The sequence below is a fragment of the Ralstonia pickettii genome (assembly GCF_000607165.1).
In the GTDB taxonomy this organism is placed as follows: Bacteria; Pseudomonadota; Gammaproteobacteria; order Burkholderiales; family Burkholderiaceae; genus Ralstonia; species Ralstonia holmesii.
On record NZ_JFZG01000006.1, the window covers coordinates 496,974 to 516,609 of the forward strand.

At 63.3% G+C, this 19,636-nt stretch carries 19 protein-coding genes; 11 read left to right on the forward strand and 8 right to left on the reverse strand.

Going from position 1 to position 19,636, the window contains the following annotated elements:
- Positions 1-78: 78 nt before the first annotated feature.
- A complete protein-coding gene (locus BG83_RS0108565; RefSeq protein ID WP_024976324.1) occupies positions 79-2,364 on the forward strand; it encodes an AsmA family protein in 2,286 nt (761 codons plus the stop codon).
- Between the two features lie 13 nt (positions 2,365-2,377).
- Here the strand turns inward: BG83_RS0108565 and BG83_RS0108570 are convergent, their stop codons facing one another.
- The 3 genes from BG83_RS0108570 to BG83_RS0108580 are packed head-to-tail and all read right to left on the reverse strand — an operon-like array spanning position 2,378 to position 5,758.
- The gene (locus tag BG83_RS0108570; protein WP_024976325.1) at positions 2,378-3,661 is read right to left on the reverse strand and encodes a cytochrome c; all 1,284 of its coding nucleotides are present in this window, start codon (positions 3,659-3,661) and stop codon (positions 2,378-2,380) included.
- A 1-nt stretch (position 3,662) separates the two neighbouring features.
- The gene (locus BG83_RS0108575) at positions 3,663-5,273 is read right to left on the reverse strand and encodes a GMC family oxidoreductase (RefSeq protein ID WP_024976326.1); all 1,611 of its coding nucleotides are present in this window, start codon (positions 5,271-5,273) and stop codon (positions 3,663-3,665) included.
- Positions 5,273-5,758: a sugar dehydrogenase complex small subunit gene (locus tag BG83_RS0108580; RefSeq protein ID WP_024976327.1), complete on the reverse strand. Its 486-nt coding sequence runs from the start codon at positions 5,756-5,758 to the stop codon at positions 5,273-5,275. Before BG83_RS0108580 ends, BG83_RS0108575 begins: the two co-directional genes overlap by 1 nt.
- Before the next feature lie 208 nt (positions 5,759-5,966).
- Here BG83_RS0108580 and pdxH point away from each other — a divergent pair, with 208 nt between their 5' ends.
- From pdxH to BG83_RS0108595, 3 genes are all read left to right on the forward strand, one after another.
- On the forward strand, positions 5,967-6,605 hold the full coding sequence (gene pdxH / locus BG83_RS0108585; protein WP_024976328.1) for a pyridoxamine 5'-phosphate oxidase: 639 nt from the start codon (positions 5,967-5,969) through the stop codon (positions 6,603-6,605).
- Between the two features lie 196 nt (positions 6,606-6,801).
- The gene (locus BG83_RS0108590) at positions 6,802-8,022 is read left to right on the forward strand and encodes an SAM-dependent methyltransferase (RefSeq protein ID WP_024976329.1); all 1,221 of its coding nucleotides are present in this window, start codon (positions 6,802-6,804) and stop codon (positions 8,020-8,022) included.
- Between the two features lie 4 nt (positions 8,023-8,026).
- Positions 8,027-9,112 (forward strand): DUF72 domain-containing protein, encoded by a 1,086-nt coding sequence (locus BG83_RS0108595; RefSeq protein ID WP_024976330.1) that lies wholly within the window; start codon positions 8,027-8,029, stop codon positions 9,110-9,112.
- A 15-nt stretch (positions 9,113-9,127) separates the two neighbouring features.
- Here BG83_RS0108595 and msrA read toward each other — a convergent pair whose 3' ends face one another.
- Positions 9,128-9,688 (reverse strand): peptide-methionine (S)-S-oxide reductase MsrA, encoded by a 561-nt coding sequence (gene msrA / locus BG83_RS0108600; RefSeq protein ID WP_024976331.1) that lies wholly within the window; start codon positions 9,686-9,688, stop codon positions 9,128-9,130.
- 181 nt (positions 9,689-9,869) lie between these two features.
- On the opposite strand from msrA, the gene BG83_RS0108605 reads away from it, so the two are divergent.
- The gene (locus BG83_RS0108605) at positions 9,870-10,448 is read left to right on the forward strand and encodes a flavin reductase family protein (protein ID WP_024976332.1); all 579 of its coding nucleotides are present in this window, start codon (positions 9,870-9,872) and stop codon (positions 10,446-10,448) included.
- A gap of 13 nt (positions 10,449-10,461) precedes the next feature.
- On the opposite strand, the gene BG83_RS0108610 is transcribed toward BG83_RS0108605, so the two are convergent.
- Both BG83_RS0108610 and BG83_RS0108615 read right to left on the reverse strand, forming a co-directional pair.
- Positions 10,462-10,668, reverse strand: coding sequence for a DUF3079 domain-containing protein (locus tag BG83_RS0108610; RefSeq protein ID WP_024976333.1), 207 nt, complete (start codon positions 10,666-10,668; stop codon positions 10,462-10,464).
- Positions 10,669-10,756: 88 nt separating this feature from the next.
- Positions 10,757-11,284 carry an Lrp/AsnC family transcriptional regulator gene (locus tag BG83_RS0108615; protein ID WP_024976334.1) on the reverse strand — a complete coding sequence of 176 codons (528 nt, stop codon included), beginning with the start codon at positions 11,282-11,284 and terminating at the stop codon, positions 10,757-10,759.
- A gap of 148 nt (positions 11,285-11,432) precedes the next feature.
- On the opposite strand from BG83_RS0108615, the gene kynB reads away from it, so the two are divergent.
- From kynB to kynA, 3 genes are read left to right on the forward strand one after another with little or no spacing between them, the layout of a single operon-like run.
- Positions 11,433-12,062 (forward strand): arylformamidase, encoded by a 630-nt coding sequence (gene kynB / locus BG83_RS0108620; protein ID WP_024976335.1) that lies wholly within the window; start codon positions 11,433-11,435, stop codon positions 12,060-12,062.
- A gap of 44 nt (positions 12,063-12,106) precedes the next feature.
- A complete protein-coding gene (kynU, locus tag BG83_RS0108625) occupies positions 12,107-13,360 on the forward strand; it encodes a kynureninase (protein ID WP_024976336.1) in 1,254 nt (417 codons plus the stop codon).
- Positions 13,361-13,400: 40 nt separating this feature from the next.
- Positions 13,401-14,237 carry a tryptophan 2,3-dioxygenase gene (gene kynA / locus BG83_RS0108630; protein WP_419177598.1) on the forward strand — a complete coding sequence of 279 codons (837 nt, stop codon included), beginning with the start codon at positions 13,401-13,403 and terminating at the stop codon, positions 14,235-14,237.
- Positions 14,238-14,247: 10 nt separating this feature from the next.
- On the opposite strand, the gene BG83_RS0108635 is transcribed toward kynA, so the two are convergent.
- A complete protein-coding gene (locus BG83_RS0108635) occupies positions 14,248-15,072 on the reverse strand; it encodes an IclR family transcriptional regulator (protein WP_024976338.1) in 825 nt (274 codons plus the stop codon).
- A 103-nt stretch (positions 15,073-15,175) separates the two neighbouring features.
- Here BG83_RS0108635 and BG83_RS0108640 point away from each other — a divergent pair, with 103 nt between their 5' ends.
- The gene (locus tag BG83_RS0108640; protein WP_024976339.1) at positions 15,176-16,369 is read left to right on the forward strand and encodes an acyl-CoA dehydrogenase; all 1,194 of its coding nucleotides are present in this window, start codon (positions 15,176-15,178) and stop codon (positions 16,367-16,369) included.
- A gap of 410 nt (positions 16,370-16,779) precedes the next feature.
- The gene (locus tag BG83_RS0108645; RefSeq protein ID WP_024976340.1) at positions 16,780-18,162 is read left to right on the forward strand and encodes an NCS2 family permease; all 1,383 of its coding nucleotides are present in this window, start codon (positions 16,780-16,782) and stop codon (positions 18,160-18,162) included.
- Positions 18,163-18,322: 160 nt separating this feature from the next.
- Here the strand turns inward: BG83_RS0108645 and BG83_RS0108650 are convergent, their stop codons facing one another.
- A complete protein-coding gene (locus tag BG83_RS0108650) occupies positions 18,323-18,961 on the reverse strand; it encodes a peroxiredoxin (RefSeq protein WP_024976341.1) in 639 nt (212 codons plus the stop codon).
- A 281-nt stretch (positions 18,962-19,242) separates the two neighbouring features.
- Here BG83_RS0108650 and BG83_RS0108655 point away from each other — a divergent pair, with 281 nt between their 5' ends.
- Entirely contained in the window at positions 19,243-19,569 is a 327-nt protein-coding gene (locus BG83_RS0108655) for a DUF883 family protein (protein WP_009238780.1), read from the forward strand.
- Positions 19,570-19,636: the final 67 nt, after the last annotated feature.

Sequence of the window (19,636 nt, forward strand, 5' to 3'; positions counted from 1 at the left end):
ACAATTGAATCGTGGTTGCGCCGAACTATATATCAACGTGCGCAGTCGCATTTTTGTGCCAATACCAACAAAAAGACGATGCGTACATCCGGCAAACTCGCCCTCGGACTGATCATCACACCCGTCGTCATCGTGGCAGCGGCGGTCATCTTTGTGCTGACGTTCGACTGGAACCGCGCAAAGCCGTATCTGAATGATCGCGTCTCGCAAGCCATCGGGCGCCCCTTCGCCATCAACGGCGATCTGATGCTCACGTGGAAGAAGCCCGAAGGCGAATCCGGCTGGCGTGCATATGTGCCCTGGCCACGACTGATTGCCAACGACATCACCATCGGAAACCCGGATTGGGCCAAGCAGCCGAACGTGGCCACCATCCATCAACTCACGTTTGTGCTGGAAGCGCTGCCGCTGCTGGCGCATCGCATTGTCATCCCCAGCGTGACACTGGACACGCCCGCCATTGCGCTGGAGCGCGACAAGCAGAACCGCAACAACTGGACGTTCGATCTGGCGGGCAGCGAGGGCGACAACAAGAAGCCGTCGGACTGGAAGCTGGACCTGCGCGAGATCGCCTTCAGCAAGGGCTCGCTGGCCCTGGACGATGACATCAAGCGCATTCACCTGACAGCGGCCATCGACACCGTCGACAACCAGACGCTATACACCGCCGCCAACGGCACCGCCATCAAGAGCGCGGACCAGCCCGGCGGAGTGCCGGCTGCATCCGGCACGGCAGCATCCGATACCGCCGCGCAGACGCGGGCGGAGCCGGATCCGCAGCAGCCTTACGGCATCGCGTGGACGGTCAAGGGCACCTACAACAACGCCACCATCAAGGGCAGCGGCAAGGCCGGTGGCGTGCTGCGCCTGCAGGAGGCACAACGGCCCTACCCGCTGCAGGCCGACGTGACGGTCGGTAAGACGCGTATCGACCTGGCAGGCACGCTCACCAACCCCGCCAGCCTGACGGCCATCGACTTACGCCTGCACCTGTCGGGCGCAAGCATGGCGCAGTTGTATCCGCTGACCGGCGTGGTGCTGCCGGATACGCCGCCGTTCGACACCCGCGGCCGGCTGATCGGTGAACTGCGCAAGCAAGGATCGACGTGGCGCTACGAGAAATTCTCGGGCCGCGTGGGCGGCTCCGATCTGGGCGGCACGCTTACCTTTGCGATGCGCGAGCCCCGTCCGCAATTGACAGGCGAACTCGTTTCGCATCAATTGCTGTTCGCCGACCTCGCGCCAATCATCGGTGCCGACTCCAACGCCAGCAAGGCCAAGCGCGCCGACCCGAGCGCCGACCCAGGTGACAGCAAAACCGTGCGCCAGCCGGCCGACAAGGTGCTGCCGGTCGAGCCCTTCCGTACCGATCGCTGGAACGCCATTGATGCCGACGTGAAGTTCACAGGCGAGCGCATCGTCCACACAGCAGATCTGCCGATCAACCACCTCGTTACGCACGTCAAGCTGCAGGACGCCCTGCTCACACTCGACCCACTCAACTTCGGCATTGCGGGCGGCACGCTTTCCTCCACCATCCAGCTCGACGGACACGCCACGCCCATGCAGGCTCGCGCCGCGCTGGCGGCACGGCACTTCAAGATCAAACAACTGTTCCCGAAGATCGAATCGGTGCGCGCCAGCGTGGGCGAGATCAACGGCGATGCGCGGCTCTCAGCCACGGGCAACTCGGTGGCGGCGCTGCTCGGTTCATCCAACGGCGAGGTGAAGATCCTGGTGGAGCAAGGCACCATCAGCAAGTTCATCCTGGAAGCCATGGGGCTGAACGTGGGCAACGTGATCCTCACCAAGCTGTTCGGCGACAAGCAGGTCACCATCAACTGCGCGGCGGGCGACTTTGCTGTGAGCAATGGTCTGGCGCAGGCGCGCACGTTTGTGGTGGATACGCAGGATGCCGTCATCGACGTGACCGGCGCGACGAGCTTCAAGCAGGAAGCGCTGGACTTCACCATTCATCCGGATTCGAAGGGGCTGCGCGTGTTTTCGCTTCGCACACCGCTGTATGTGAAGGGCACATACAAGCATCCGGATGTGTCGATTAACCCGGCAGTCGTGGCGCTACGGGCAGGCGGCGCAGTGGCGCTGGCATTGACGGCGCCGGTGGCGGCGGTACTGCCAGTGCTTGAGCTCAAGCCTGCACCGGAGAGCGCCTGCGGCAAGCTGCTCGCCGATGTGCGCCAACGCCCGACTGCGCCGCCGCCGGGCAAGACGTATCACAGCAAGAACCCGGGCCGCACGCCGGAAGGCAATTTGAAATCGACACAGCCCGACTCGGGCAAGACCGCTGTGCCCCAGCGTCCCGCAGCACCCGCGTCGCGCGACCCGCACACGACCGGCGGCTGACTTGCCGTCGCCGCTACTTCGCTGAACGCCGCTTTGCGATGGCCTCCGCCGTCACCGCCGGGGTGGCCGGATCGCCAAACTGGCGCGTGACGTAGTTCGTCAGCGCGGCGAGCTGTTCGTTGGACAATTGACGCCCAAACGCCGGCATGCCGATGTGCTTGTCGCCTGCCTTGCGCTCAATGCCAAACAACATCACCTGCACAAGGTTGGTCGTGTCCCGCGTGCCGACCGCTGAGTTGTGCAGCAGCGGCGGGTAATAGCCATCGGGCGTGCCACGTCCATCAGCCTGGTGACACGTGGCGCAATTGCCAAGGTACAGGCGCGCGGCGTCAATCGTGGTTTCGATCGGCTTGCCGCGCAGCGCGGTCACATCGGTGGCAGGCTTGCCCCAATCCTGTCGTGCGCGTTCAAGGTTGTTGCTTACCGCTGGCACGGTGCGCAGGTATTCGGCGATGGACTCGACGTCCTGCATGGTCATCCGCGAAAAGCTGTGCTGCACGGCTTCGCCCATCGGCCCCGCGGCTTGCGCCACGCCGGGCACGCTGCCGGTGCGCAGATACTGGACGAGCTGTTCAGGCTTCCAGGCGCCGATGCCGCTCGTTGGGTCCGACGTGATGTTGAATGCCGTCCAGCCCGCCAGGGTTGAGCCTGCAAGATAGCCGCTGCCGCGCTCGTCCAGTGCCTTCTCCTGCATGGCGAAGCCGCGCGGCGTATGGCACGTGCCGCAGTGTGCGAGGCCTTGCGTGAGGTACGCACCGCGATTCCACGTCGGCGACTTGTCATCCTTCGGGGTGTACGGCTCGCTCTTGAGGAAGACGAGGTTCCACAGCTTGAGCGGCCAGCGCATGTTCAGCGGCCAGCGGATCGTGCTCGGTGGCGGATCGTTCTGCACGGCCGTCACGCCGTTGTGGAAATACGCATAGAGATCGCGCATGTCCGCATCGTTGATCTTCGCGTACGACGGATACGGCATGGCCGGATACAGATTGTCGCCGTCGTCGTCCACGCCTTTTCGCACGGCGCGCTCGAATTCTTCGTAGGTCCATTTGCCGATGCCGGTCTTCTCATCGGGCGTGATGTTGCTGCTGTAAATGGTGCCCAGCATCGGAATCTGCATCGGCAAGCCGCCGGCAAAGGGCTTGCCGCCGGGCGCCGTATGGCAGGCCGCACAGTCCGCCACAATCGCGAGGTATTCACCGCGTTTGATCTGCGCAGCGTCAGCCGGTGTGTCCTTCGCCCAGGCATTCGTCACGAGGCCGGTCAGCAACAACATCGAGAAAGAAGCGATCGATTTCATCTCACGCCTCCTTCTTCAGTTGGTCAGCAATGCGCAGGGCCAGCGCCGCGATGGTCAGCGTCACGTTGACGGTGCCCACGGTCGGCATGGTGGAACTGCTGCTGATGAACAGGTTCGGATGATCAAACGTCCGGCAATCCTTGTCGACCACGGAGTCTTTCGGATCGGCACCCATGATGGTCGCGCCGGTGATGTGGTTGTTGGGCGCGAAGTCGTCGTGGAATTCGACATTGGTGCCGCCCATCACCTGCGCTGCCGTCGCGTAGACCTCGCGCGTATGCACCGCGCTGCGTTTGACGTAGTCGTCAATGTGGTACGTGATTTCGGGGCGTGGAATGCCGATGGCATCCACTTCCGTCGCGCTCGGCACGATGCGGTTCTCGGGCAGCGGCAGGATCTCGTGAAAACTGTCGAACTGGACGTAGCGCGCGGCCTGGTCGCGGATGCGCGCATCGAGTTCGGCCGGCTTGATCAGCTTGCCTTCCTTGAAGATGCGTTGCGTCTCCTGCTCGATGCGCGAGATGTTCGACAGGTGCAGCTTCTTGCCAGCCTGCGTGGCGCGGAATGGCCCGTCACGAAAGCCGATCAGCGAGGTCATTTCCTGCGGCCCGCGGCCGGGCCACAGCTTGCGGTCGGCATAGAAGCTCACGCCGGTGCCGGGGTGGTCCATCAGGTTGCGCCCCACCATGTCGGAGCTGTTGCCCACGCCCTTCGGAAAATCCTGGCTGGTCGACATCAGCATCAGCTTCGGCGTTTCGATGCCGTTGGCAGCCAGCACGAACCACTTGCCTTCCACGCGGTGCTCGGCGCCTTTCGAGTCTTTGTAACGCGCGGCCACGATGCGCTTGTTGGCGCCGACTTCGAGCTTGAAGACAACGGCGTTCTCGATCAGCCGCGCGCCGGCCTGCTCGGCTTTTTCCACATGGACGATGCCGTTGTACATCGCGCCGATCGGACAGATCGGCATGCAATTGTTGTTGCCGCAGCAGGTCGGGCGACCGTCGTACGGGCGGCTGTTGCGTGCCACGGGTTCGGTCACCACGTGGAAGCTCGCGTCATGCGCATTGAGCGCTTCCTTGATCGTGCGCTCATTGAACGAGAGCGGAGGGGGAGCCATGGGATACGGCTGGCTGCGCGGCGAGCCGAGGTCTTCGTCGTTCGGCCCCCATACGCCCAGCGCCTCTTCGGCCAGGCCGTAATAGCGCTCCAGATCCTGATACTGGATCGGCCAATCGCGCGCGATGCCGTACACGCTGCGCAGCTTGAAATCATTCGGCAAAAAGCGCCACGTCGATGCGGCCCAGTGCCACGTCGTGCCGCCCACCGCCCGGATGTACTGCGAGTTGAACTGATGCTCGCCCTTGAGCACGAGGTAGTTGTTGGGCGGCCCATATTCCGGGTGCGGCGCCCAGGGCGTGGATGGATACGGCGCCATGAAATCCATCTTGTCGGCCTGGTTGCGGAAGCGCTCGACGATCTCCCAGCGCGGCAGGCGCGGACCGGCTTCGAGCATCAGCACCGACTTGCCCGCGCGCGCCAGTTCGTACGCCACCAGTGCCCCGGCCACGCCGGAGCCCACCACCACGATATCGGCTTGTTGGGTATCGGCCATCAGACTTGCCTCTCGACAGGGGGCTCGGCCCAGAAGCCTGGCTGGTTCGGGCAATACGTGCGGATGACGAGCGTGTCGGAGACCACGCTGTACATCAGCGCTTGCTCGTACGTGACGACATTGCCGTCGACCACACCCAGGTACCACGCTTCCAGAATCTGCAGCGCGCTCTTCTGCTGCGCATCGGAAAGCGAGCCCGCCGCCAACGCCTGTGCCAGTGGCCGCAATTGCGCGGCAAAGTCGGCGCTGGATTTGCCCAGCGCCGCCAGCAACCGCGTGCCGACGCCGCGATCCAGCGCCGGCCGCGCCGTCAGTGCCTGTGACAACGCCATGAATGCATCCAGCGACTCAGTCGGGGCCTGGGCGACCGCACGCAGCACCTGCGAGCCCGCCAGCCCGGCCGCAGCCAACGCCAGCGTGCCCTGCAGCCACTGGCGGCGTGTCAGGCCGGCGACGGTGTCGGGAGAATGGGAACGGGGGGCCATTTCGACATCCTGTTGAAATTTTTGTGGGGAACATGGCAGGCGGCGCCAGCCTGACGCCCTTGACTAGCCAATATAGGCGGCGCACGGCGGACCGCCAGAACAGACGCCGAAGCGTGAAACGTGCCAGCCTGTGCTTGCGCAGGCGCAAACGGCGGCCGCCGATGTTTGTCTATACTCGGCCCGTTCGCATGTTGCATCCGCCACGCTCATGACCTCCATTGCCGATATCCGCACCGATTACGCCCGCGCTTCGCTCGACATTGCCGACGTCGACGCCAACCCCCTGCGCCAGTTCCGACGCTGGTTCGACGAGGCGCTGAAGGCCGAGGTGGCCGAAGTCAACGCCATGACGCTCGCCACTGCCGATGCGCAGGGCCAGCCGGCGGCGCGCATTGTACTGCTCAAGAATCTGGACGAACGCGGCTTCACCTTTTTTACCAATTACGCCAGCCACAAGGGCGAGGAACTGGCCGCTAACCCACGCGCTGCGCTGCTGTTCCACTGGATCGGGCTGGAGCGGCAAGTACGCATCCAGGGCATCGTCGAAAAAGTAAGCGACGCAGAGAGCGATGCCTATTACCACTCGCGGCCGCTAGGCTCTCGGTTGGGGGCGTGGGCGTCGGAGCAGAGCAGCGAAGTGCCCGACCGCGCCACGCTGGAAGCCCGCGAAGCCGAATACAGCCAGCGCTTTGGCGACTCCCCCCCGCGCCCGCCGCACTGGGGCGGTTATCGTTTGCTGCCGGAGCGGCTGGAATTCTGGCAAGGCCGCCCTTCGCGCCTGCACGACCGTCTGGAGTACCGCAAACAGGCAGACGGCAGCTGGACGATCGTCCGCCTCGCCCCGTAGCCGGACGCATAGACGCGCAATACGTTATTGCGCATCGCGTCATGTCGGCACGGCGCTTGCTGGCAGCGGATTGGCCCGGCACGCGCCCGTAAGACCCAGACAGCACAATGGGAAACTTTGTCGTAAGCTAATGTGATCCGTTCGGGCCGCAATCCGATGGCCGCCCCGAACATTTGCACATCAGGGAGGCGTCGACATGTTTTTCCAACAGGCGATTGACCGCAAACTCGAGCAGTGGATCCAGGAAATCCGCGAGTCTGCCGACCTTCCTTTACGCCTGCGGCTATGGAACGGTGATCAATATGAACTGGGCCGCTTCGAGCAGCCCCGCGTCACGCTCACCGTGCGCGAAGCTAGCGCACTGCCGCTGCTGCTGTCCCCCACGCTCAACAACCTTGGCGAGGCGTACGTTCAGGAGAAGATCGATCTGGACGGCAAGCTGGCCGACATCATCAACGTGAGCTACAGCCTGGCTTCTGCGGCTGCGGTCAGCAGTGGAAACGCGCTGGCCCGCGTGGTGCGCCACTTCGCCCACACAAAGGAAGGCGACAAGGAGTCGATCCAGTACCACTACGACGTTTCCAACGATTTCTACAAGCTGTGGCTGGACCAGAACATGGTCTACTCCTGCGCCTACTTCGAAAATGGCGATGAAACGCTCGACGAGGCGCAGCTCAAGAAAATCGACCATATCCTCACCAAGATCCGCTTGCAGCCCGGGCAAACGCTGCTTGATATCGGCTGCGGCTGGGGCGCGCTGGTGCTGCGTGCCGCGCAGAAGTACGGCGCGCGCTGCCTGGGCGTGACGCTGTCGCAAAACCAGTACGAGCTTGCCACCGAACGCGTGCGGGCGGCCGGTTTGCAAGACCAGATCGAAATCCGCATCCAGGACTACCGCGACCTCACCGGCCAGTTTGATCGCATCACGAGCGTCGGTATGTTCGAGCACGTCGGTCGCAAGAACCTGCCAGGGTATTTCCGTCGCATGCACGATCTGCTGGCCGATGGCGGCGTCGCCATGAACCACGGCATCACGTCGTCCGACACGGCTGGCGGCGAGAGCTCGATGGGCGGCGGCGATTTCATCGATCGCTACGTCTTTCCGCAAGGTGAACTACCGCACATCTCGCTGGCGCTGAGCGCCGCGCAGGATGGCGGCCTGGAAGCGCTTGACGTTGAAAGCCTGCGCCGCCACTATGCGCGCACGCTTGAGCACTGGGCTGAGCGTTTCGAAACCAACGGCGAGACCATCCGCGCGATGGTGGGCGAGAAAAAATACCGCATCTGGCGCGTCTACCTGGCCGGCTGCGCGCACGCTTTCGACGCCGACGAAATCTCGATCTTCCAGACCGTGTTGCAGAAGGCCGGCAAATCGGCGACGTCGATCCCGTGGTCGCGCCGCTATATCTACGCGTAACCATTTGACTGCCAGTTCCCCCATCGACGATCTGTTCGGCGCGCCGCCCATACCCAGCGACGGCGCGGCCGCCGAACCCGGCAAATCCGCCCCGAAAACCAAACGTTCCCCCACCCGCCAGGGCGTTCTGCCCGCAGCGGTCGCACCCGAAGTGGCCGAGCTCGCGCAACGCTTGCCGCGCGGCCTGCGCATTGGCACGTCGTCGTGGTCGTATCCGGGGTGGGACGGACTGGTGTATGCGGGCGAGTATTCCGATTCGATGCTCGCACGCAAGGGCCTGGCGGCTTATGCTCAGCATCCGTTGCTGCGCACGGTCAGCATCGATCGCGGTTTCTATTCGCCGATCCCCTTGGCGGACTACGTCGCTTACGCGGCCAGCGTGCCGGAAGATTTCCGCTTTGCTGTCAAAGCCACCTCTGCCGTATGCGACGCGTGGATTCGGGAATCGGACGGGCGCGGGCGCATAGCCAATCCCGCCTTCCTGAATGCTGAATTTGCGATCCGCGATTTTGTTGAGCCAGCCACCCGCGGGCTCGGGACGCGATGCGGGCCGCTGGTGTTTCAGCTCTCGCCGCTGGGCGCGCTGGCCGAAGATGCCACCGGCTTTGTAGAGCGGCTTGAGGCGTTCCTGACCGCCCTACCGCCGCTCGATCCGCAACTCAATCCCGATGCCGTCTACGCGGTGGAATTGCGCGATGCCACGCTGCTCACGCCACGCTTGATCAAGATGCTGCGCGCGGCAGGCGTGCGTTATTGCGTCGGCCTGCATGAGCGGATGCCGGCGGTGGACCGGCAAGCCGCCGCCGTTGCGCTGCTGGATGAGGGCGCGGGCGGCCCGCTGGTGGTGCGCTGGAACCTGAACAGCCGCTATCGCTACGCGCAAGCCGAAGCGGCGTACAAACCGTTCAACAAGCTCGTCGATGAAGACCCGCTCTCGCGCGAGACGCTGGCTGACATGGCAGTCGGCGCGCTGGCGGCCGGGCGCAAGGTGACGATCCTGGTCAGCAACAAGGCGGAAGGATCGTCCCCGTTGTCGTGCATCAAGCTGGCCGAGGCCATTGCCGCGCGCCTGCCGGCGGACGCAGCGTAGCCTCGGCGCCATCTCCTAACCCTGCAAGCGGTGCGCGAACTGCTTGCGGAACTTCGCCACCTTGGGCGAGATCACGAACGCACAGTAGCCTTGTGCCGGGTGGTCGCGGAAGTAGTTCTGGTGCTCGTCTTCCGCGCGCCAGAAGGTCACCTTGCCGTCAGCGGCATCCACCAGTTCCGTCACGATGGGCGCTTCAAAGATATCGCTGGCGCCCAGTTCGGCAATGGCTGTGCGTGCCGTCGCCAATTGCTCGGGCGTTTGCGCAAAGATAGCTGAACGGTATTGCGGACCGACATCGTTGCCCTGGCGATCCACGGTGGTCGGGTCGTGAATGGCGAAGAAGATGTCGAGTATCTCGCGATACGGGATCACGGCCGGGTCGAACTTCACGGCCACCACTTCAGCATGGCCGGTGTTGCCATTGCATACGGCACGGTAACTCGGACGATCGACATGGCCACCGGCATAGCCGGACACCACGTTTTGCACGCCTTGCACCTGCTGGAACACGGCTTCCAGGCACCAGAAGCAGCCGCCGCCCAGAACGGCGGTTTCAAGGACGCGTTGTTCAGTCATTCGAATTCTCCTGCGGTTGATTAGGCTGCCATTGGTCGGTCGAAGACCTTCATCCTGACACAGGCACCCTCATGTGATCGCAGGACCACGCAAAGCCCTACCCCGACGCGGCCTATCGGGCGTCCGTTACAATTGAGTATTACTTTCGGTAGTTTTCATGGACCAACACGGAGCCATTCCCATGGATGCGCGCGCCCCGGAATCCTCCGCGCGCGAGGCGTCGTCACATCGACGCCCACATGGCCGCGCCACCCCGCCCGATTTTGACGCCGCGCACTTCCGGCATGCACTGTCCCAGTTTGCTACCGGGGTGACGGTGGTTACCACGCGCTCTGAAGGCCGGCCGGGTACGCCGGCGTTCGTTGGGGTGACGGCCAGCTCGTTCAATTCGGTGTCGCTGGATCCGCCGCTGGTGCTGTGGAGCCTGGGCACGCAGGCCAATTCATTTCCGCTGTTCCACGCCGGCTCGCACTACGTCATCAATATCCTGGCGGCCGAGCAGTTGGACCTGTGCAAGCGCTTCGCCACGCTCAAAGGCGACCGCTTTGCCAACATCGACTATCGCCTGAGCCCAACCGGCTTGCCGATCCTCGCGCAATCGCTGGCGTGGTTCGAGTGCCATAACCGCAGCCGATATGACGAAGGAGACCACGTCATCTTCGTGGGTGAAGTCGAGCGCTGCGGCGTGATCGACGCGGACGGCGCACCGCTGGTGTTCCATCGCGGCGCGTTTTCGTCGCTCACGCACATCGGCGACTGATCCTCCGGCCACATCACGTAGAAGTCGCTGCCTTCTGCGGCGCTTCCGCCTCGATGCCCCAATCCCCGAATTCGTACCAGTCGTCGCCCAGCAGTTCGGCGGGGTGCTGCGTGCGGCCCGAGCCGTTGCCGCAGCCCAGGGCGTCGGTGGAGCAATACTTGTCGCAGCCCCAGCAGATGCGCTCAGGATGCACAGGATGCAGCGGAAACTTCTTGGCCATGGCCCGCTCCGGTCGACAACACAGGGCCACTATCCGCGCATGCTTGCAGTAGGGGATTGATTCTCGTCAGAAACTCCAGCGCTAGCTTCTACTTTGCCTTCCCGCGCTTGCTCGCCGCCCCGCCCTCCAGCGGGCGCACGCCACGTGCTTCCATCAGCAGCGCCAAGCCGCCATCGCGGTCCTTGATGGTACGCAGGACGATATTCGAGCGGATGTCCATCACGCCGGGCGTCTTGTACAGCCGCTCGATGATGAACTCCGAGTAGTGCTGCAGGTTGGGCGCCTGCACGCGCAGGATGTAGTTGCAATCCCCGGTGATGATGTAAGCGGCCACGATCTCGGGCCAACTCTGCACGGCGGCCATGAACGTCTCGTGCCAACCCGTCACGTCCTGGCGCATCGACACCTGCACGATGGCTTCCAGTTCCAGCCCCAGTGCCGCGCGACCCAGTTGCGCCCGATAACCGGTGATGGCTCCGCCCTCTTCCAGCATCCGCACCCGCCGCAGGCAAGCTGATGGCGACAACGCCACGCGCTCAGCCAGGTCCTGATTGCTGATGCGGCCGTCTTCCTGCAATACCTGCAGAATGCGCAGATCGGTGGTATCGAGTTGCATCTGTCGTCGTTCTTTGCGTGATTTCTTTGATACGTTGAATTTTATGCGAATTCATTGAAATAGCACGCACGATTATGCACACCCATTGCGCGTGGTTTTCCCTATCATTTCGGCACGGATTCAACGAATTTTCCGCCCTGGAGCCGCCTTGGAACGCACTTTGTGGGACATCAGCCCCGCCCTTTCGCCCGCCACGCCCACGTGGCCCGGCGACACGCCGTTTTCGCAGGAAATTGCGTGGAAGTTGGAAGGCGACTGCCCGGTCAACGTCGGGCGCATCACGCTCTCGCCGCATACGGGCGCGCATGCCGATGCTCCGCTCCACTACCGCGCCGACGGCGCTGCCATCGGGCAGGTGCCGCTGGACGCTTACCTTGGCCCATGCCGCGTCATCCACTGCGTGGGCGTAGCGCGCGTTGAGCCGGAACACGTGCGTGAAGCGCTGACTGGCGCACCGCCGCGCGTGCTGCTGCGCACGTACGCACACATGCCGCAGAACGCGTGGGACGACCACTTTGCCGCCGTTGCGCCCGAGACCATCGCGCTGCTGGCTGCCCACGGCATGAAGCTCATCGGCGTCGACACCGCCTCGCTTGATCCGCAAACCTCCAAGACCATGGACGCGCACCACGCCGTCGGCAAGCACGGCCTCGCCATCCTCGAAGGACTCGTGCTCGACGACGTGCCCGCCGGCGATTACGAACTGATCGCCCTGCCCCTCAAGTTCGCCACCCTCGATGCAAGCCCGGTGCGTGCCGTGCTCCGCAGCCTGCCCTGATCGATACCACGACAGAACACCAATCACTTCGCCCCCGCATTCACATGACAATCACCCGCAACTCCTGCCTCGAACGCGACGCGGCCGATCCCATCGGCTCGCTGCGCGACGCCTTTGCACTGCCCAACGGCGTGATCTATCTGGACGGCAACTCGCTCGGCGCACGTCCGAAAGCTGCTCTCGCTCGCGCGCAGGAAGTCGTCGCCAGCGAATGGGGCGACGGTCTCATCCGCAGCTGGAACCAAGCCGGCTGGTTTGAACTGCCGCGCCGCCTCGGCAACAAACTGGCACCGCTGATTGGTGCGCGCGAAGATGAAGTCGTCGTCACCGACACCACGTCGATCAACCTGTTCAAGGTGCTTGCCGCGGCGATTCGCGTGCAGCGCGAAGACGCGCCAGACCGCAAGATCATCGTTTCGGAAACGCACAACTTCCCGACCGATCTGTACATCGCGGAAGGACTGGCCGATATGCTGCGCGACGGCTACAAGCTGCGACTGATCGATTCGCCGGAAGAGCTGGAAGGCGCGCTGGGCGACGACGTCGCCGTCACCATGCTCACGCACGTCAACTACAAGAGCGGGCACATGTACGACATGGCGGCTGTCTCTGCGCTGGCGCACAAGCACGGCGCCCTGGCCATCTGGGATCTCGCGCATTCGGCCGGCGCCGTACCCGTGGACCTGCACGCAGGCGGTGCAGATTACGCCATCGGCTGTACCTACAAGTATCTGAACGGCGGCCCAGGCTCGCCGGCCTTCGTGTGGGTAGCACCGGCACTGCGCGAGCGCTTCTGGCAGCCGCTGTCGGGCTGGTGGGGCCATGCACGGCCCTTCGCGATGGAGTCGCGCTACACAGCCGACGCCGGCATCGGCCGCTTCCTGTGCGGCACGCAGCCGATCACCTCGATGGCGATGGTGGAATGCGGGCTCGACATCTTCGCGCAGACGTCGATGGCCGCGCTGCGCGCCAAATCGCTTGCGCTGACTGACCTCTTCATCACGCTGGTCGAAACACGCTGCGCGGGCTTCCCGCTCACGCTCGTCACGCCGCGTGAGCACGCCGTGCGCGGCAGCCACGTCAGCTACGAACACCCCAACGGCTATGCCGTGGTGCAGGCACTGATCGAGCGAGGCGTGATCGGCGACTACCGCGAGCCGCGCATCATGCGTTTCGGTTTCACGCCGCTGTACACGAGCTTTGCCGATGTGTGGGATGCCGTGGAGGTGCTGCGCGATGTGCTGGAGACCGGCGCATGGCAATCGGCCCAATTCAACGAACGTACGCTGGTGACCTGAGATGTCGAACCCAAATCAACCTGCAGCATCGGGCTGCCCAATGCATGCCGCCCCGGGCGAAGGCTGGCACGACGCACAGCTCGATTTCTCGAAATCGATGAGCTACGGCGACTACCTCGCGCTCGACCAGATCCTGAACGCGCAACACCCGCGCTCACCAGATCACAACGAGATGCTGTTCATCGTCCAGCATCAGACCACCGAGCTGTGGATGAAGCTGATGCTGCACGAGCTGCGCGCCGCGCGGGATTGCGTGCGCAATGACAACCTGCCGCCCGCCTTCAAGATGCTGGCGCGCGTGTCGCGCATCATGGATCAGCTGGTGCAGGCGTGGAACGTGCTCGCCACGATGACGCCGCCGGAATACTCGGCCATGCGTCCGCACCTGGGGCAATCGTCGGGCTTCCAGTCGTATCAGTACCGCGAGATCGAGTTCATTCTCGGCAACAAGAACGCGGCGATGCTCAAGCCACACGCGCACCGCACCGAGCATTACGAACAGGTCAAGACTGCATTGGAAACGCCGTCGCTGTATGACGAAGCCGTGCGTTACATGGCGCGCCACGGCTTTGCGTTCGACGCGGATTGCGTCGAGCGTGACTGGTCGCGCCCGGTCACCTACAACGCTTCGGTGGAAGCGGCGTGGCTGGAGGTCTATCGCGACCCGACGCACCATTGGGAGCTGTACGAACTGGCCGAGAAGTTCGTCGATTTGGAAGACGCGTTCCGGCAATGGCGCTTCCGGCATGTGACTACGGTGGAGCGCGTGATTGGCTTCAAGCGCGGCACGGGCGGCACCGAGGGTGTCGGCTACCTGCGGAAGATGCTGGATGTCGTGTTGTTTCCGGAGCTTTGGAAGCTGCGCACGGACCTTTGATCGACGCGGCTCAGGCTGGCTCGACCACTTGGCCGAGCCTTGCCGCGAACTCGCGCAGCGCGGGGGCCAGCTCGTCGCGAATGCGTTCCGCGTCGGCGGCCGTGTAAGGCGCGCTGCAGCTCACCACGTAAGGCTCGCGCTGGCTCGGCGCGAAGAACGCCACCGCACACGCGTGGATGGCTGGATGCCAGTCGCGCAGCGATACGGCATACCCATTGCGTATGCCGGCTTTCACTGCGTCATCTGCGGCGGCACCTTCTGCCGCCCACTGCGCCGGCTGCTGCGTGCGCAGTGCTTCGTACAGGCGCTCACGCCGCGCTGCAGCCAACGAAGCCAGATACGCCCGCCCCATCGAACTCGACAGCAGCGACAGCCGCGAGCCCACGCCCAGCCCGGACGACCCGCTCATCGAAGGGCTGTCATGACGGATCGTTTCCAGATACACCATGTCCAGCCGATCTCGCTTGCCTAGCGAGATCGATACGCCAAAGCGCTGCGCAAACGCGCTCATGTGCGGCCGCGCAAGCTGGATTACGTCGCTCGATGCGAGGTAAGCAAAACCAAGCGCGAGCACACCGGCGTCGAGTCCGTATTTGCCGAGCGCATCGTCGTAACGCAGGTAGCCAAGCGACACCAGCGTGCCGGCCAGCCGGCTCACCGTGGCTTTGGGAAAGCCGGTGCGCCGCACGAATTCCTGGTTGCCGAGCAGCGTGTCGCCCGGGCGGAATGCGCGCAGCAACTCCAGCCCGCGCGCCAGTGCCGTGACGAAATTCGGATCGCTCGACTCGGCGGGCGCCGTATCGAATTCGAGATCAGGGAGACGGGTTGTGCTCATGGCAAAAAAGCCCTGGAAATTGTCGGTGCTTGCGCTATGATAGCTCTAAATTTCGAAACTGTGTTCCGTATAACGGAACAACAAAGACTCGGAGACTACCGCTGTGACTGCTCGCAACGCCTTCAATTGGGCCGACCCGCTGCTGCTCGACCAACAACTGACCGACGACGAGCGCATGGTGCGCGACGCCGCCGCGTCGTACTGCCAGGACAAGCTGATGCCGCGCGTGCTGGAGTCGTTCCGGCATGAGAAGACCGACGCATCGATCTTTCGTGAGATGGGCGAGCTGGGCCTGCTAGGCCCGACGATTCCCGAGCAGTACGGTGGCCCGGGCCTGAACTACGTCAGCTACGGCCTGATCGCGCGCGAAGTCGAACGTGTGGATTCGGGCTATCGCTCGATGATGAGCGTGCAGTCGTCGCTGGTGATGGTGCCGATCTATGAATTCGGTAGCGAAGCGCAAAAACAGAAGTACCTGCCCAAGCTGGCAACCGGCGAGTGGATCGGCTGCTTTGGTTTGACTGAGCCGAACCACGGTTCCGACCCGGCTTCGATGATCACGCGCGCCAAGAAGGTCGACGGCGGCTACTCGCTGTCGGGCGCCAAGATGTGGATCACCAATTCGCCCATCGCCGATGTCTTTGTCGTGTGGGGCAAGCTGCCGAATGAGAACGGCGAGGACGAAATCCGCGGCTTCATCCTTGAGAAAGGCTGGAAGGGGCTGACGGCACCAGCCATCCACGGCAAGGTTGGCTTGCGTACGTCGATCACCGGTGAAATCGTGCTGGACGAAGTGTTCGTGCCGGAAGAAAACCTGATGCCGGGCGTGCGCGGCCTCAAGGGCCCGTTCACGTGCCTGAACTCGGCGCGCTACGGCATCGCGTGGGGCGCCCTGGGCGCTGCAGAAGCTTGCTGGCACATCGCGCGCCAGTACGTGCTGGACCGCAAGCAGTTCGGCCGCCCCCTCGCCGCCAACCAGCTCGTGCAGAAAAAGCTGGCCGACATGCAGACCGAAATCACGCTCGGCCTGCAAGGCTGCCTGCGTCTGGGCCGCATGAAGGACGAAGGCACGGCGGCGGTGGAAATCACCTCGATCATGAAGCGCAACTCGTGTGGCAAGTCGCTCGACATCGCCCGCGTGGCGCGCGACATGCTGGGCGGTAACGGCATCTCCGATGAGTTTGGCGTGATCCGCCACGTGGTGAATCTGGAAGTGGTGAATACGTACGAAGGCACACACGATATCCACGCGCTGATCCTCGGCCGCGCACAGACCGGCATTCAGGCTTTCTTCTGATTGCGCTTTGTTTTTCCGGCGAGTTGGGGCACACTCGTGCGCCACTCGCCACACCCCTGGCTGCATCTCTCGCCCGTTCTGGGCACCGTTGTTCTCCTTCCCTCGCGATATACCAATTTGCAAATGACCGGGATACGCCACGCCGCATGAATCGGCGGTAGCGCGCGTCTATGCTTCGGTCCAAGTGTCGGCGGATTGTTGGGCCGCACGCCCCTCACACCGATAGAACGAGCGCGCGGTCCACACGCAGATTGCAGCGCCACGCGACAAAACCAATCGCGAGACAACGGTCTGGAGAATGCCGGCGCGCGTACGCAGGCACCCGTACCGATATCAAAACCAGAACAGGGCACCTTACGCGGACGACCCAGATCGGCCGGCGCGGAGTCCTGCCAGGAGACAAACCCACCATGGCTGAACAGTCCATTCCGTCGTCGACGGAACTTGGCGCCGCTGGCATCGCCGATGCGCGTGCCATTGATCGCTATTTCCAGATTTCTGCACGCGGCAGCACGCAAAAGCGCGAGGTCGTGGCTGGCATCACCACCTTCATGGCGATGGTCTACGCCGTGTTTGTCGTTCCCGGCATGCTGGGCAAGGCCGGCTTTGATACCAGTGCAGTCTTCGTCGCTGTATGTCTGACCACTGCCTTCGGATCGCTGCTGATGGGCCTGTGGGCCAAGCTGCCGATCGCCATCGGCTGCGCAATTTCGCTGACCGCGTTCATGGCCTTTGGCCTGGTGCTTGGGCAAAAGCTGACGCCGGAAATCGCGCTGGGCGCCGTATTCCTCATGGGCGTGGCCTTCACCGCCATCTCGGCTACGGGCGTGCGCTCCTGGATCCTGCGCAATCTGCCTTCGGGCGTGGCGCATGGCACAGGCATCGGCATCGGCCTGTTCCTGCTGCTGATCGCCTCCAACGACGTCGGACTGGTGGTCAAGAACGCCGGCGAAGGCCTGCCCGTTGCACTTGGCCACGTCACCGCCTTCCCGGTCATGATGTCGGTGCTGGGTCTGGCCGCCATCTTCGGCATGGAGCGTCGTCGTGTGCCGGGCGGCATCCTGATCGTGATTATCGCCATCTCGATCCTGGGCCTGATCTTTGACCCGGCCGTGAAGTTCACCGGCGTGTTCGCTGTGCCTTCGCTCGCCGCCGCAGGTCACGCCTCGCTGATCGGTGCAATGGATATCCGCGGTGCCCTCACGGCCGCCGTGCTGCCGAGCGTGCTGGCGCTGGTGATGACCGCTGTGTTCGATGCCACCGGCACGATCCGCGCCGTGGCCGGCCAAGCCGGCCTGCTTAACGACAAGGGCCACATCATCAACGGCGGCCGCGCCCTCACGGCCGATTCGATCAGCTCGATTTTCTCGGCATTCTTCGGCGGCGCTCCTGCAGCGGCTTACATCGAGTCGACGGTTGGCGTGGCAGCAGGCGGCAAGACGGGCCTGACGGCTGTCGTGGTCGGCGTGATGTTCCTGGCGGTGATGTTCTTTTCGCCGCTGGCCGGCCTGGTGCCGTCGTACGCAACGGCCCCGGCGCTGATGTATGTCGGCCTGCTGATGCTCTCCAGCGTGAGCAAACTGCACATGGACGACATGGTTGACGCGCTGTCCGGCCTGGTCTGCGCCGTGTTCATCGTGCTGACCTGCAACATCGTCACCGGCATCATGCTCGGCTTCAGCACGCTGGTGATCGGCCGCCTGGTGGCCGGCGAATGGCGCAAGCTCAATATCGGCACCGTGGCGATTGCCGGCGCGCTGGTGGCCTTCTACGCGGGCGGCTGGGCGATCTGATCGCACACTGAACCGTCTTCACAAAAGACAAACCGGCCAGACCCGAAAGGGCTGGCCGGTTTTGTTTTTGCGCTGCACGTTACCGCACGGTCAGATTGTCATGCCGACGCAAAAACGCCCGGCACTAGGCCGGGCCGCAATCACACTACCAAGGAGACGGTCACTTGTTGGGCTGCGGCGTCAGGCGCAGATACGGCCGCACCGCCTTGTAGCCCTTCGGGAATTTCTGCTTTAAGACTTCCTCGTCCTTCAACGACGGCACGATGACCACATCGTCGCCGTCTTGCCAGTTGCCTGGTGTGGCCACGCTGTGGCTGTCGGTCAACTGCAACGAGTCGATCACGCGCAGCACTTCATTGAAATTGCGCCCCGTCGAGGCCGGATACGTAATCGTCAGGCGAATCTTCTTGTTCGGATCGATCACGAACAGCGAACGCACGGTAAAGGTCTCGCTCGCATTCGGATGAATCATGTCGTACAACTGCGAGACCTTGCGATCGGGGTCGGCAATGATCGGAAAGTTGACGCTGGTGTTCTGCGTCTCATTGATATCGTTGATCCAGCCCTTGTGCGACTCGACCGAATCGACCGACAGCGCAATCGCCTTGACATTGCGCTTGGCAAATTCATCCTTCAGCTTGGCGGTCAGGCCCAGTTCGGTGGTGCAGACCGGCGTGTAATCGGCCGGGTGCGAAAAAAGCACGCCCCAACTATTGCCCAGCCACTCATGAAACTTGATGCGGCCTTCACTGGAATCCTGCTCGAAATCAGGGGCGATATCGCCCAAACGTAGAGACATCGTGTCCTCCATACACAGATTGGGAACCACTATAGCCAGATTGCCATCCAACCAAAACGACTATAAATTCACAACAACATCACTTTTCGTCATTAGGCGCGGCATTTGCTGACAACAGGGTGGAAGGCGTGCGCACATTGCCGGACAATGACTGAAGCCTTGATCCATCGCAGTGCGCGCGACGCGAGCGCTTGAAGTTTCGCAGCGCTCACACATATGCTAGCGAATAAGCGCGCCAAGATATTGACGATTGAACTACCCCCGACACCGAGGACCCGACCATGACGAACACTTCCCCCAACCTGGCCGATTCCGTCAATAAGGAGAAACTGATGACCGACGTGAAGACTGTACTGTCCGACGCTGAAACCCTGCTCAAACAAGCTGCCTCCAGCAGCGGCGAAAAGGCCGCCGAACTGCGCGAACGCGGCATGGGCATGCTCCGCCAAGCCAAGGAAAAGGCGCAGGACCTGCAAGACGCGGTCGTCCACAAGAGCAAGGCTGCCGCACGCGCCACCGATGACTACGTCCACGATCATCCGTGGCAAGCCGTGGGCGTGGCGGCCGGCGTGGGCCTGCTGATCGGCCTGCTGCTCAACCGCAAGTAACCCGCAGCAGCCTTTCTGGCCGATGGCGCGCGCCCTGTGGATCGCGCCATCGGCCAGTTGCATTTTG